12 protein-coding genes are annotated in these 13,721 nt (G+C 65.8%); 7 read left to right on the top strand and 5 right to left on the bottom strand.

Annotated elements, in window-relative coordinates; genetic code table 11:
- Positions 1 to 340, bottom strand: a 340-nt coding sequence (locus tag V7082_RS13005; RefSeq protein WP_334149174.1) for an aminotransferase class I/II-fold pyridoxal phosphate-dependent enzyme, incomplete at its 3' end; no start/stop codon positions are given.
- 289 nt (positions 341 to 629) lie between these two features.
- On the opposite strand from V7082_RS13005, the gene V7082_RS13000 reads away from it, so the two are divergent.
- The 3 genes from V7082_RS13000 (at position 630) to V7082_RS12990 (ending at position 1,909) form a co-directional block, all read left to right on the top strand.
- On the top strand, positions 630 to 932 hold the full coding sequence (locus V7082_RS13000; RefSeq protein ID WP_334149173.1) for a hypothetical protein: 303 nt from the start codon (positions 630 to 632) through the stop codon (positions 930 to 932).
- Positions 933 to 1,082: 150 nt separating this feature from the next.
- On the top strand, positions 1,083 to 1,592 hold the full coding sequence (locus tag V7082_RS12995; protein WP_334149172.1) for a hypothetical protein: 510 nt from the start codon (positions 1,083 to 1,085) through the stop codon (positions 1,590 to 1,592).
- A gap of 137 nt (positions 1,593 to 1,729) precedes the next feature.
- A complete protein-coding gene (locus tag V7082_RS12990; protein WP_334149171.1) occupies positions 1,730 to 1,909 on the top strand; it encodes a hypothetical protein in 180 nt (59 codons plus the stop codon).
- A gap of 12 nt (positions 1,910 to 1,921) precedes the next feature.
- Here V7082_RS12990 and V7082_RS12985 read toward each other — a convergent pair whose 3' ends face one another.
- The 3 genes from V7082_RS12985 to V7082_RS12975 all read right to left on the bottom strand — a co-directional run bounded on the left by V7082_RS12985 (position 1,922) and on the right by V7082_RS12975 (position 7,115).
- Positions 1,922 to 2,638, bottom strand: a complete 717-nt coding sequence (locus V7082_RS12985; RefSeq protein ID WP_334149170.1) for an SDR family oxidoreductase — start codon at positions 2,636 to 2,638, stop codon at positions 1,922 to 1,924.
- 171 nt (positions 2,639 to 2,809) lie between these two features.
- Positions 2,810 to 5,950 (bottom strand): efflux RND transporter permease subunit, encoded by a 3,141-nt coding sequence (locus tag V7082_RS12980; protein ID WP_334149168.1) that lies wholly within the window; start codon positions 5,948 to 5,950, stop codon positions 2,810 to 2,812.
- Between the two features lie 13 nt (positions 5,951 to 5,963).
- A complete protein-coding gene (locus tag V7082_RS12975) occupies positions 5,964 to 7,115 on the bottom strand; it encodes an efflux RND transporter periplasmic adaptor subunit (protein ID WP_334149167.1) in 1,152 nt (383 codons plus the stop codon).
- Positions 7,116 to 7,377: 262 nt separating this feature from the next.
- Between V7082_RS12975 and V7082_RS12970 the strand changes: the two genes are divergently transcribed.
- Positions 7,378 to 7,572, top strand: a complete 195-nt coding sequence (locus tag V7082_RS12970) for a hypothetical protein (RefSeq protein WP_334149165.1) — start codon at positions 7,378 to 7,380, stop codon at positions 7,570 to 7,572.
- 40 nt (positions 7,573 to 7,612) lie between these two features.
- Here the strand turns inward: V7082_RS12970 and selD are convergent, their stop codons facing one another.
- Positions 7,613 to 8,671 (bottom strand): selenide, water dikinase SelD, encoded by a 1,059-nt coding sequence (selD, locus tag V7082_RS12965; RefSeq protein ID WP_334149163.1) that lies wholly within the window; start codon positions 8,669 to 8,671, stop codon positions 7,613 to 7,615.
- A 252-nt stretch (positions 8,672 to 8,923) separates the two neighbouring features.
- On the opposite strand from selD, the gene fdnG reads away from it, so the two are divergent.
- Genes fdnG through V7082_RS12950 form a run of 3 tightly spaced genes read left to right on the top strand, consistent with a single transcriptional unit; the run spans position 8,924 to position 13,694 of the window.
- Positions 8,924 to 12,001, top strand: a complete 3,078-nt coding sequence (gene fdnG / locus V7082_RS12960) for a formate dehydrogenase-N subunit alpha (RefSeq protein WP_334149161.1) — start codon at positions 8,924 to 8,926, stop codon at positions 11,999 to 12,001.
- The gene (gene fdxH, locus V7082_RS12955; RefSeq protein WP_334149159.1) at positions 11,998 to 13,002 is read left to right on the top strand and encodes a formate dehydrogenase subunit beta; all 1,005 of its coding nucleotides are present in this window, start codon (positions 11,998 to 12,000) and stop codon (positions 13,000 to 13,002) included. The genes fdnG and fdxH overlap by 4 nt, the downstream gene beginning before the upstream one ends.
- Entirely contained in the window at positions 13,002 to 13,694 is a 693-nt protein-coding gene (locus V7082_RS12950) for a formate dehydrogenase subunit gamma (RefSeq protein ID WP_334149157.1), read from the top strand. The genes fdxH and V7082_RS12950 overlap by 1 nt, the downstream gene beginning before the upstream one ends.
- The last annotated feature ends 27 nt before the right edge of the window (positions 13,695 to 13,721 follow it).

Genomic DNA, 13,721 nt, shown 5'->3' with positions numbered 1-13,721 from the left:
GATTGAGCGTCGCGAGCAGCGCATTGTAGAGCACCTGCTTGCCGCCCGTGCCGACCGAGACCTGCGAGGGCTTGTAGGTGAGCCCATTGTCGCGCTTGAACTTGGCGACGATGGCCGCCTTGAGCTCAGGGATGCCGTCCACGTCGGTGTATTTGGTCTTGCCGTCCTTGAGAGCCTTGATCGCCGCCAGCTTGATGTTCTCGGGCGTATCGAAGTCCGGTTCCCCTGCCGAGAGCGAGATGACGTCCCGGCCCTCGGCCTTGAGCTGGCGCGCCTTCATGGACACGGCGATGGTGGCGGACGGTTGGATACGGTTCAGGCTGTCGGCAAAAAAGCCCATGAGCGACATCTTTCTCGTTGGACGGAAGGAAGCCAGCGGGTTGCGTTCGAAGCCGCGGGCGGCGCGGACGCTACGCCGGGAGCCTCGGAAGTTCAATATCCGCAGCGCACATCCGATCCGATTGGCAGCCGTGTCGCATCGGGCACGCCGGCGACACTAACTTTTCAGATCCGCGGAATAGCTTCCATTCGCCACAATCCGGGCAAACCCCCGCCACAGCGGGGAGTTGTGATCCCATTCGGATCACGTCGCGCTCGAATCATCGGAAAGGTAAAGAGGGCCCCCTCGCATGCCGCGTAAGGACGTATCTCCCCAGTTCCGCAAGCATCTGCCGGATCTTTTGGCCGGCCTCGCCGTTTTCGCGCTTCTGCTTGCCTTGACGGGCTGGCATATCGGCATCGCCGCCGCCTCGGACACGCGGTCGCTCGGCGCGGTCATGGACCGCAACGCCTCGGCGCTGCTTCTCGCAGGTGCGTTCGCCGCCATGGCCGTCTTCAACGTGGCCTTCGTGCGCCACCTGCGGCGCGCCTACGCTCCCCGGAGAGCCGGTCTGCGACACCGCAGACAATCCGATAAAAACCCCGGCGCATGAAGAGTTTACCCATCGCCGGATAAAATTTGCCCGGGGCGGGCTCGCCCGTGAACCGGGTCTGCGCTATAAGTGTTACAGAATATCGTAAGGTGCGTCCGGCCGCCGGACGCATGACGGATCAGAGAGCCAGAGTTGCCAAAGGGCTGCATCATGACGCTCCGCTTCGCTCTTCCCATGACGACCATCCGCACCGGCGCCGGTTTGGCCCTGCTCGGGGTGCTCGGCGTCGGGATTGCCACCACCAACACGGATGCGGTGGTCGCGGGGCACTTTGCGGCGGCCCTCGAGGCGGCCCCCCGTCAAGCGGCGGTGGACGTCGCCGGGGCGGATAAGGCTCTGGTCTCGGGCAGCGAGGCTTACTGGCTCGAGCGGCGTCGCCACGAGGGCGCTGGCGCAGCCATCGAGCCGGCGGCCTGGACGGCACCCGCCTTCATGGGCAACGTCGCAGTCGGCTCCCGGATCACGGTCGCAACCGGCAAGGAGGCGAGTGTCTTCGAGGTGGTTGCCATCACCGAGTCCGCAGTCGAGGGCTCCGGCAACCGCGCGGAGCGGCGAGTCGTCATCACCTGCCGCGATCTGAGCACCCAGGACGGCCGTCTCCAGACCTTCGCCACCACCGTCGGCGGGCCGGAAGCGTCGAGGTCCGCCCGCGCCCTCTAGGTCGTGACCCAGGCTGTGCCAATCCCATGCGCCCCGTATTCGAAGCCGCGGCGCCCCTCCCCCGTTGCGCGAGAGAAGCGAGCCCCTATGATGCGGTCCGCACGCCGGCATCGCACACGTGGAAGGGAGTTCGCGGTATGAGGCTCAATCCCCCGACGATCGTGATCTTCCTCATTTCCTTTGTCCTGGCGACGCTGGCCCTGATCACCAAGCTCGGCTTCATTCCGGTGCCGCGCTACCTGCCGCACCAGGAATTCTGGCTCTCGATCACGGCCTACTTCACGCTGATGGTGGGCAACCTGGTGCGCGGCCTCTGACCGGCCGGCCCGTCACCACGCGATCGGCTTGCGGTCGCGGAAGAATCCGCCGGTCGGCCCCGTATCCGGAAGCGTCGCCAGCCACACGGCCGTATCCGCGCCTTCCTCGGGGCTCCGATCCGCATCGGGCCCGCCCATTTCGGTCCGCACCCACCCGGGACACATCGCGTTGACCTTGATGTCTCCGCCACCGAGCTCGGAGGCCGCGATCCGCGTCAGCGCGTTGAGGGCCGTCTTCGACATGCGGTAGGCCGGATAGCCGCTCCCCATGTCGCTGAGCTGTCCCGCGCCGGACGAGATGTTGACGATGCGCCCGTAGGCCTGCTCCCGCATGAGCGGCGCCGCCGCCTGAATGAGGCGGACCGGCCCCAGCAGGTTGGTCTCCATCGTCCGGCGCAGCGTATCGGACGTGAGATCGAACAGGCTCGCCTTGAAGCCGCCCGGCGCGTCGATGAGGATCGCCGCGTTGTTCACCAGGATGTCGAGACGGCCGTAGATCCGCTTGACCTCGGCCACCGCCCGGGCCGCACTCCCCTCCTCGTTGACGTCGAGCGCCACCACCGGGATGTCGATCCCTTCCGGCTTGAGCGTTTCCGCCGCGGCGAGCCCCTCGCGCGTGTCCCGGGCGCCGATCACGGCCAGGATGCCGAGACGCGCAAGCTGGCGCACGATCTCGAAGCCGATGCCCCGGTTCGCCCCCGACACGAGTGCGGTTCGTGTGACAGCCATGCCGAATGCTCCTTGGAAGACTGAGGTGTTAGCCTAGCGCCTAACGCGCAGCGCCGCACCCCGGCATGATGGCGGAACGAGAGATCCGCCGTCGCGGAACGGGAAGACGCCGGCCCGTAGCCGAAAAGTTGTATGACCCAGGAGCAACGGCGCTCCGCTCGCAGGCTGCCTTCAGGGCGCATCGGCCGGAGCCGGCGTGCGGGCGGCCGCATCCGTGCCGCGCCCTTCGGTCAGGCGTTGAAACACGACGTACAGCATGGGGATGAGGAAGATCCCGAGCGCCGCAGCCGCGATCATGCCAGCCAACACCGGCACGCCGACCGCGATCATGCTGTCTGCGCCCGGCCCGTTGGCGATGACCAGTGGCACGAGACCCATGATGAAGGCGAAGCTCGTCATCATCACCGGCCGGAAGCGGAGTCGCGCACCGTCCACGGCTGATTCGAGAAGGCTGTCTCCGGCCGCCCGCCGCTCGATGGAGAACGCGACGATGAGAATGGCGTTCTTGGCCGCGAGCGCCACCAGCACCACGAGACCGATCTGCGCATAGAGCGTGAAGCTCATGCCGAGCGCCCAGAGCGCCGCGATAGCTCCCAGAATGGAGACGACCACCGACAGCAGCACCGGGATCGGGATCATCCAGCTCTCGTACAAGGCGACGAGAAAGAGGTAGGCGAACACCACCGCAAGCCCGAGCACGATCGTCGTCTGCCCGGCGGATTCGATCTGCTCGCGCGCCTGCCCCGTCCATTCGTAGGCATAGCCCTCGGGCAGCGTCTCAACCGACACGTTCTCCATGCCGGCAATCGCCTCCCCGGGGCCGCGACCGGGAGCCGGTCCGCCATTGATCGAGATCGCGCGGTAGTTGTTGTAGCGCGTCAGCGTCCGCGGCCCGACGTCGAGCCGCACGTTCGCGATGGCCGACATCGGCGTCATCTCGCCCGCGGAGTTGCGGACGTAGATGGAGGAGATGTCGTCGACATTGCCCCGGAACTGCTTCTCCGCCTGCATCCGCACGGTCCAGGTGCGGCCGTAGAGGTTGAAGTCGTTGACGTAGTAGCCGCCAAGCGTCGCCTGGAGCGCCGCAAACACGTCCGCGAGCGAGATGTTGAGCGCCCGCGTCTTGTCGCGATCGATGTCGAGACGGATCTGCGGCGTCTCCGCTTCGAAAGTTGAGAACACGGCCGCCAGCTCGGGGCGCTGGTTCGCCGCGACGACGAGGCCGCGCATGACGGCCGCCATGTCGGACGGGCTCTGGCCCTGCAAAGCTTCGAGCACGTACTCGAACCCGCCGACCTGGCCGAGACCGGAGATCGACGGCGGGTTGACGACGATGATGCGCCCTTCCGCAATGGTCGACAGCTCGCCGATCAGCCGCCCGGCAACGCTCGTCGAATGCATCTCCCGCGTGGTGCGCAGGGCATAATCCTTGAGGCGGATGAACATGACGCCCGCGTTCGAGGCTGCTCCACCGCCCAGGAAGTCGATGCCGAGCACGCTCGTCACGCCGTCGACTGCGGGATCCGCGCGCACGATGGCCTCCGCCTTGGCGGCCGTCTCCGACGTCCGGTTCAGAGATGCGCCGGCCGGCAGCGTGATCACGCCAATGACGAAGCCCTTGTCCTCCTCCGGCAGGAAACCCGACGGCGTGCGGTTAAAAATGACGTAGGCCGCGCCCGCGATCGCGATCAGCGCGACGATGCTCGCCATCGAGACGGACACCAGCCGCCTCACCACCGCCGCATAGCCATCCGCGACGGCATCGATGGCCCGGGTGACGTGCTTCATCACGCCCGTCGGGTGCCCCGGCTTGAGCAGGATCGAGCAAAGCGCCGGCGAGAGCGTGAGCGCGTTGATCGCCGAGATGACCATCGCCGCCGAGATCGTGACGGCGAACTGCCGGAACAGCACGCCCGACGAGCCGGAGAGGAAGGCGACCGGAACGAAGACCGAGAGCAGCACCAGCGTGATGGCGATCACCGGCCCGGCGATTTCCGACATGGCCTTGCGCGTGGCATCGGCCGGCGACAGATGCGGCTCGGCGTGCATCACGCGCTCGACGTTCTCGACCACGATGATAGCGTCGTCCACGACGATGCCGATGGCGAGCACGAGCGCCAGGAGCGAGATGGTGTTGGCCGAGTAGCCCGCGGCCACCAGCACGGCAAACGTGCCGATGATCGCCACCGGGACCGCGATCAGGGGGATGAACGTCGGACGCAGCCGCCCCAGGAACACGAACACGACGATGGCGACCAGGGCGAACGCCTCGACCAGGGTGTGGATCACCTTGTCGATCATCGACGAGACGAAATCGGCCGTGTTGTAGACGTAGGCGAACTCGACGCCGGGCGGGAAACGGTCCCGGAGCTCCGCGAGGCGCTTGGACACCGCCGTCGCGACGTTGACCGCGTTCGCCCCCGGCGACAGGTAGACGCCGATCGGCGCCGCGGGCTTGCCTTCGTAGCGCGCCTCCGTATCGAACGACGCCGCCTCGAGCTCGATGCGCGCCACGTCACGGACGCGCACGAACGAGCCGTCGCCGCCCGACCGCACGATGATGTCGCCGAACTCCTCCACGGTGGAGAGGCGCCCCTTGGTCGTCACCGTGAGCTGCAGGCGCTGGTCGGCCGAAAGCGGCGCCGCGCCGATGCGTCCGGCGGCCGCCTGGAGGTTCTGCGACTGGATGGCGGCGATGACGTCCTGCGCCGAAAGGTCGAGGTTGGCGAGCTTCTGCGGGTCGATCCAGATCCGCATCGCATAATCGCGCGCGCCGAAGATCGACGCGTCTCCCACGCCCGGAACGCGCTTCAGCTCGTCGAGAATGTTGAGCGTGACGAAATTGGACAGGAAGAGCTGGTCCTTGTCGCCGTTGGGCGAGTAGAAGAGGAACACCTGCAGAAGGTCGGTCGAGACTTTCGCGATCGTGAGGCCCGTGCGCCGCACCTCCTCGGGAAGCTTCGCGGTCGCGAGGTTGGCGCGGTTCTGGACGTTGACGGTGTCGATGTCGGGGTTCGTGCCGAGCAGAAACGAGACCGTGAGCGAATACGATCCGTCATTGGCCGAGGTCGACTTCATGTAGCGCATGCCGTCGACGCCGTTGATGGCGTTCTCGAGCGGCTGGGCGATGCTTTCCTCGACGGTGTTGGCGTCGGCGCCCGGGTAGGAGGCGCTGACGCGGACCGTCGGCGGCGCGATCTCGGGATATTGCGCGACGGGGATGACCTGCGTGGCGATCAGGCCCGCCAGGGTGATGACGACCGAGACCACCATCGCAAGGCGCGGCCGGCGGATGAAGATATCGTAGATCATGCGCCGCCTCGCTCTACTTCGCCGCACTCATGTCGTCTTTGATCTCGCTCGCCTCCACGGCGATGCCGGGCCGCACCTTCTGCTGCCCGCTCGTGATGACGCGGTCTCCCTCGGCAAGGCCGCTTTTGACGACGATCAGCGGGCCGCGCTGCTCTCCGACCTCGATGCGCCGCGTCTCGACCTTGCTCTCGGGCGTGACCAGCAGCACATAGGCGCCCTGCTGGTCGAGGAGGAGCGCGGACTGGGACATCATGAGCTTGAGCACCGGCTTCTTGGCCATGACGCTGACGCCGACGATCGCCTGGTCCACCAGCAGCCGTTCCGGATTGGGCATCTCGGCGCGCACCGTAATCGTATCGGTGCCGGCGTTGCCCTCGACCTCGACGAATTTGATCGAGCCGTCGTGCTCGTAGACGCTGCCGTCGGGCAGCTTCAGGCGGACGAGCACGCTGTCGGCCGTGACACCCTCGCGGCGCACCTCGAGCAGGACGCGCTGCGGCACCGGAAAGGCGACGTACATCGGGTCCTGGCGCACAAGGGTGACCAGGGGATTGCTGCTCGGCCCCACATACTCGCCGACCGAATACGTCGCCCGCCCCGTGCGACCGTCCATGGGGGCGTGGATGTCCGTGTAGCCGAGATTGAGCTCGGCCTGTGTCACGGCGGCCTGCTGGGCCTGGACCGCGGCGCGCGCCTGCGCGAGCTTGGAGATGGCATCGTCCAGCGCCGACTGCGGCGACGTCCCGCGCTCGGCGAGCGGCTTGGTCCGGTCGTAGGTGGCTTGCGCCAGCTCCTCGGCGGCCACGGCGCTGGCGAGGTTCGCCTTGGCGAGGTCGAGCGCCGCCTGGTAGGGCTCCTTCTCGAGCGTGAAGAGGACCTGGCCCTTCGTCACCTCGCCGCCCTCCTCGAAACCGCGGCTCGCCAGAAAGCCGTCGATGCGGGCCCGCACCGTCACCTTGTCGATGGCCTGAACGCGTCCGATATAGGCGTCCTGGTCGACAGCGTCTCGAAGGCGCACGCTTTCAACCACCACGCTCGGAGCCGGAGCGGCGGCTGGCGCCTGAGCGAGGGCCGGGCCCGAAAAGACCAGGGACGCGAGCACGGCCACGCCCAGCAGATGACGTCCCGCCGCCGACGGCAATCGCTCATCTCGCGTCACGATCATCGTATCCTCTCATCCGACACCAAGGGGCTCTGGCGACATCTATCACACATCCGGCGGCGCGAGGCCCCGTCCGCGATGCGCCCACTATGAACGACTTTGAAGCGAAACGTTTCCCCCGTGTAAAGGGGCCGGCACATCCCGGGATCGCGAGACGGAGATCGAAGGCGCCGCATCCATCCGTCGTCCGTCGAGACCGGGATGAGGCTTTGGCGCGGGCGCGCGCTCGTGTATGATGAGGGCTTGGCCCACCGGAGCTCGGACCATGCCGGCCATTTCCTGGCTTCTGCAGCCGATCATGACGACGGCGGCCTTCATCGCCGCATGGTTCGTTGCCGAGGATTCGGCGAATTTCGGCGTCGTGCAGATGGCCGTCGCCGTCCTGCTCCTCACCAGCATCGTCGCGCTCGCCACGTTCTGGCGCTCCATCGCATCCTGGATTGCCGCGCTCACGCGATAAGGCTCACGCAACGTCCCCAAACGCGCGCGCCATGTGCATGTCAGGCAAGGATCAGCCCGGGTTCGCCTTCGGCCGCCTCCCCGATGGCGGCCGCCGCGGCAAATCCATGCTGTCGGAAGATCGCCAGGACCTCGGGAACCGTCTCTGGCGCGCAGGCGACGAGCAGGCCACCACTGGTCTGCGGGTCGCAGAGGAGCGCCTGATCGACCTCCGTCATGGGGCGTGCGTATGCGACCTCTTTGCCGTAGCTGGCCCAGTTGCGCCCCGAGGCTCCGGTGATGAACCCTTCTTCGGCCAACCGGCGGGCCGGATCCAGCAGCGGCACCTCTGACCAGCCGATCCGGAGCCGGCAGCCCGAGCCTCGCGCCATCTCGAGCGCATGCCCCGCGAGACCGAAGCCCGTGACATCGGTCATCGCATAGACTCCGTCCAGTCGCGCCAGATCAGGGCCCGGCGTGTTGAGACGGGTTGTCGTCTCGATCAGGCGGGCGTAGCTCGCCGCATCGAGGGCACCTTTCTTCAGCGCCGCCGAGAAGATCCCGACGCCGAGCGGCTTGCCCAGAACGAGGGCATCTCCCGGCCGCGCGCCGGCGTTGCGCTTGAGATGGGCCGGATCAACCAGGCCGATGGCGACGAGGCCGTAGATCGGCTCGACCGAGTCGATGGTATGGCCTCCGGCAATCGGAATGCCCGCGGCCCGACAGGCGTCGGCCCCTCCGTCGAGGATCCGGGCGATGGTCGCCGTCGAAAGCGTGTTGATCGGCATGCCGACCAGCGCCAGCGCGAAAACCGGCGTGCCGCCCATCGCGTAGACGTCGCTGATCGCATTGGTGGCCGCGATGCGGCCGAAATCGCCGGGGTCGTCCACAATCGGCATGAAGAAATCGGTGGTGGCGACGATGGCCTGATGGTCGTTGACGCGAAAAACAGCCGCGTCGTCGGATGTCTCGATCCCGACCAGCAGCTCCGGCGGCACCGGCAGAGCGATCCCGCCGCGCAAAATTCCCTCGAGCACGCCCGGAGCGATCTTGCAGCCGCAGCCGCCTCCGTGGGCCAGAGAGGTGAGGCGCGGCTCGGCGGAGGCCGGGATATCGGTCATTGCGTGCGATCTCCTCAATTTTGGAGGCAGGTCGGATCGGCTCAGCCTGGAGCGCTGCACCTTTGCTGCCAACGAATGTCCTACCGCGATCGAGACGAGAAAGCACGGGCCCCGGTCGAGCGAACGCGATCGGCCAACGGCCACCCGCGCCTTGACTTGCCGGCCGGGCGGGACGATCTTTAGAGTTGGATCTATCCGCATGACTCGGAAGAAGAAAATTCGGAAGATTACGATGCGGAAGAAGGAGGTCGCATGAACATAGACCTTTCCCGCCGCAGCTTTCTGAAATTGACGGGAGCCGCGACGGCAGCAACGACGCTCGGAGCCATGGGCTACGGCGCAGCCGAGGCCGCGACAGCCGCCCATGTGCGCGCGTTCAAGCTGGCCACCACCACCGAAACCCGCAACATCTGTACCTATTGCTCGGTCGCCTGCGGGATCATCATGTATTCCAAGGGCGACTACAGCGCCGGTGAGAAGGCCGAGCTCATCCACATCGAGGGCGACGCCGACCATCCGACGAACCGCGGCACGCTCTGCCCGAAAGGAGCAGCGCTCAAGGATTTCGTGAAGTCCGAGACCCGCTGCACCAAGCCGCGCTACCGCGCGCCCGGATCGGACCGCTGGGAGGACATCACCTGGGACGCCGCCCTCGACAAGATCGCCCGCGCCATCAAGGATGACCGCGACGCGAACCTGATCGAGAAGAACGCCGCCGGCGTCACGGTGAACCGCTGGACCACGGCCGGATTCCTTGCCGCTTCGGGCGGCACCAACGAGACCGGATGGCTGACCTACAAGGTCGTCCGCTCGATGGGGCTGCTCCCGTTCGACAACCAGGCGCGCGTCTGACACGGCCCCACGGTAGCCAGTCTGGCTCCGACGTTTGGCCGTGGCGCAATGACCAACGCCTGGACTGACATTAAAAACACCGACCTGGTCATCGTCATGGGCGGCAATGCCGCCGAGGCGCATCCGTGCGGCTTCAAATGGGTGACGGAGGCGAAGCACCATCGCGGCGCCAAGCTGATCGTCGTCGATCCGCGCTTCAACCGCACGGCTTCGGTGTCCGATGTCTACGCGCCGGTCCGTCCGGGCTCGGACATCACCTGGCTGATGGGCGTGATCCGCTACTGCATCGAGAACGACAAGGTGCAGTGGGACTATGTGAAGAGCTACACCAACGCGACCTATCTCGTGCGCGAGGATTTCGGTTGGTCCGAAGGGCTCTTCACCGGCTATGACGAGGCCAAGCGCGACTACGACCGCACATCCTGGGAGTACCAGATGGGCGAGGACGGCATGGTCAAGACCGATCCGACCCTCAGGGATCCGCGTTGCGTCTGGAACCTGCTGAAGCAGCACGTCGAGCCTTACACGCCCGAATTCGTGGAGAACGTCTGCGGCACGCCGAAGGATCGCTATCTCCAGATCTGCGCGATGATCGCCGAAACGTCGGCCCGCGACAAAGTGATGACCGCGCTTTACGCACTCGGGTGGACCCAGCATTCCAAGGGCGGCCAGAACATCCGCGGCATGGCGATGCTGCAGCTCATTCTCGGCAATATCGGCTTGCCGGGCGGCGGCGTGAATGCGCTGAGGGGGCACGCGAACATTCAGGGCCTGACCGACATCGGCCTGCTGTCGCACATGCTGCCGGGCTACATGGAGCTGCCGACCGAGCACGAGACCGACTATGCGACTTACATGTCGACGCGCGGAAACCGACCGCTCATTCCGGATCAGACGAGCTACTGGCAGAATACCAGCAAGTTCATGGTCAGCTTCATGAAGGCCATGTGGGGGGAAGCGGCCACCGCCGAGAACGACTGGGGCTATGACTGGCTGCCCAAGCTCGACGTCCCCTACTACGACATCCTGCGCACCTTCGACATGATGACGCGCGGCGAGGTCAATCTGTATTTCTGCCAGGGCTTCAACCCGCTTCTGTCCTTCCCCAACCGGGCCAAGCTGACGGAAGGTTTGTCGAAGCTGAAGCTTCTCGTCACCATCGACCCGTTGCAGACGGAGACCGCGCATTTCTGGGAGAACCACGGCATTTACAACGACGTGGACCCCTCCCGGATCATGACCGAGGTGATCGAGCTGCCCGCGACCTGCTTCGCCGAGGACGAGGGCGCGACGGTGAACTCGGGCCGCTGGCTGCAATGGCATTGGACGGGCGCAACCCCGCCGGGCGAGGCCAAGCACGACACCTGGATCATGGCCAGCATCTTCCTTCGCGTGCGGGAGCTTTACCGCAAGGAAGGCGGAGTCTGCCCCGAGCCGATCCTGAATCTGAGCTGGGACTACCACGATCCCGTCGATCCCGAGCCAGAGGAACTGGCCAAGGAGATGAACGGTCGGGCGCTCCGGACGCTCCATGATCCGAACGACCCCACGAAGGTCATTCTCGAAGCGGGCAAGCTGCTGCCCAGCTTCAGCCTGCTGCGCGACGATGGTTCCACCATGTCCGGCTGTTGGATCTACACGGGATCCTGGACGGAGGCGGGCAACATGATGGCCCGGCGCGACAACAGCGATCCGGGCGGCATCGGCACCTACCTGAACTGGACCTTCGCCTGGCCGGCGAACCGCCGCATCCTCTACAATCGCGCGTCCTGCGACCTCAACGGCAAGCCGTGGGATCCCACGCGCAAGGTCATCGAATGGACCGGCGACCGCTGGGACGGCTTCGACGTGCCCGACATCGCGCCCACCGCCAAGCCGGAAACCGTCATGCCCTTCATCATGACGGCCGAGGGCACGGCGCGGCTGTTCTCGCGCGGACAGATGCGCGACGGCCCGTTCCCGACCCATATGGAGCCGTTCGAAAGCCCGGTCGAGAACCCGTTCAACCGCAAAATGCGCGGCAACCCGGTGGCGCGCATCTTCCCGAACGACGTGGCGCAACTGGGCACCAGCGACGAGTACCCCTATGTCGGGACCTCCTATCGGCTGACGGAGCATTTCCATTACTGGACCAAGCACAACCGGGTGAATGCGGTTCTGCAGCCGGAGTTCTTCGTGGAGATCAGCGAGCAGCTGGCGGCAGAACGCGGCATCACCAAGGGCGGCATGGTCCGGATCTGGAACAAGCGCGGTCAGATCTGGGCCAAGGCCGTCGTGACCAAGCGGATCCGTCCGCTGATCTGCGACGGCAAGCCGGTGCACATCGTGGGCATTCCGCTGCACTGGGGCTTCATGGGCGCGGCCCTCAAGGGCTTCGGCCCCAACAGCCTCACCCCCTTCGTGGGCGAAGCCAACATCGACACGCCGGAATCCAAGGCGTTCCTTGTCAACATTGAGCCGGCCGAGGCAATGGTATGACAACGGAAAGGGCACCCCAACCCGTGACGGCCGCCGCGAACCCTCCGGTTCAGCCGCTGCCCTCGAACCTCTTGCCGAGCGACGTCGTCAAGATCTCGGCCACGTCCCACGTGCCGGAGCCCGAGCGTCGACTGACCAAGGTTGCCAAGCTGATCGACGTCTCGAAATGCATCGGCTGCAAAGCCTGCCAGTCAGCCTGCATCGAATGGAACGATACCCATCCGGACATCGAGGAGAATGTGGGCGTCTACGAGAACCCGCACGACCTGACGCCGGAGATGTTCACGCTCATGCGGTTCACGGAATACGAGAACCCGATGACCCAGGAGCTCGAGTGGCTGATCCGCAAGGATGGCTGCATGCACTGCGAGGATCCAGGGTGTCTCAAGGCGTGCCCGGCCCCCGGCGCGATCGTTCAATACTCCAACGGCATCGTCGACTTCATCTCGGACAACTGCATCGGCTGCGGCTATTGCGTGGCGGGCTGCCCGTTTGACATCCCCCGCATCTCGAAAACCGCGCATGTCGCCAGGAAATGCACGCTCTGCTCGGATCGCGTGGCGGTGGGGCAGGGACCGGCATGCGCCAAGGCCTGCCCGACGCAGGCAATCGTCTTCGGCACCAAGGAGGACATGATCGCCCATGCCGAGGAGCGGATCACGGATTTGAAGTCGCGGGGCTACGAGAATGCCGGCCTCTACGACGCGCCGGGTGTCGGCGGCACGCACGTGATGTATGTTCTCCATCACGCCGACAAGCCGTCGATCTATTCCGGTCTGCCTGAAGCGCCGCGGATCTCCCCGGTGGTCGAGGGCTGGAAAGGTCCGCTCAAGACGGCCGCTCTTGCCGTTGCCGGTCTCGCGGCGGCGGGCGCGGTGCTGCACGGCATCTTCGCCAAACCCAACCAGGTCAGCGCGCACGAGGAGGAAGAGGCGGAGGAGCTTGTAGAGGACGCGGCCGACCATCATGGCGGCGAAGCTCATGAGAGCGGCAGAGGATAATGGCTGACGAGCGCGTCTACTCCGCACCGGGCGATGTGATCGAGGCGACGCAGCCCGTGGTTCTCGTGAACCGCTATCGCGGCTTCACCCGTATCAATCACTGGATCACGGCGGGTTGCATGATCGTGCTCCTGCTTTCGGGCTTTTCCCTCTTCCATCCCTCACTCTTCTGGCTGACCAGCCTCTTCGGCGGCGGCCAGACGACGCGCTGGCTGCATCCGCTCGTGGGGCTCCTGCTGTTTGCGAGCTTTTTCCTCTTGTTCGTGCAGATGTGGAAGCTGAACCTCCCCCGGCGCGAGGACATGGAATGGAGCCTCCGGATCGGCGACGTGCTCAAAGGCCATGAGGAGAGGCTTCCGGAGCTCGGCAAATACAATGCCGGGCAGAAGATGGTTTTCTGGAGCATGTCCGGGCTGATCGTCGTTCTGATCATCACCGGCATCATGATCTGGGAGCAGTATTTCGCGAGCCTGGTCTCTATCCCGGTGCGGCGCGTCGCGCTTGCGGTCCATGCGCTGGCCGCCTTGGCCGCCATTCTGGTCTTCATCGCCCACGTCTACGCGGCGATCTGGACCCGTGGCACGATCCGCGCCATGACGCGCGGGACGGTGACCGGCGGCTGGGCCTATCGCCACCATCGCAAGTGGCTGCGCGAGCTGGCTCGACGTCGGGGCACCGGTCCGGCAGAATGATCGCGTGCGCGGGCACGCGACCGACAG

The organism is Hyphomicrobium sp. (assembly GCF_036833075.1).
In the GTDB taxonomy this organism is placed as follows: domain Bacteria; phylum Pseudomonadota; class Alphaproteobacteria; order Rhizobiales; family Hyphomicrobiaceae; genus Hyphomicrobium_C.
The sequence above is the reverse complement of the archived record's forward strand: the minus strand, read 5'-3'. Positions and strand labels throughout refer to the sequence as shown.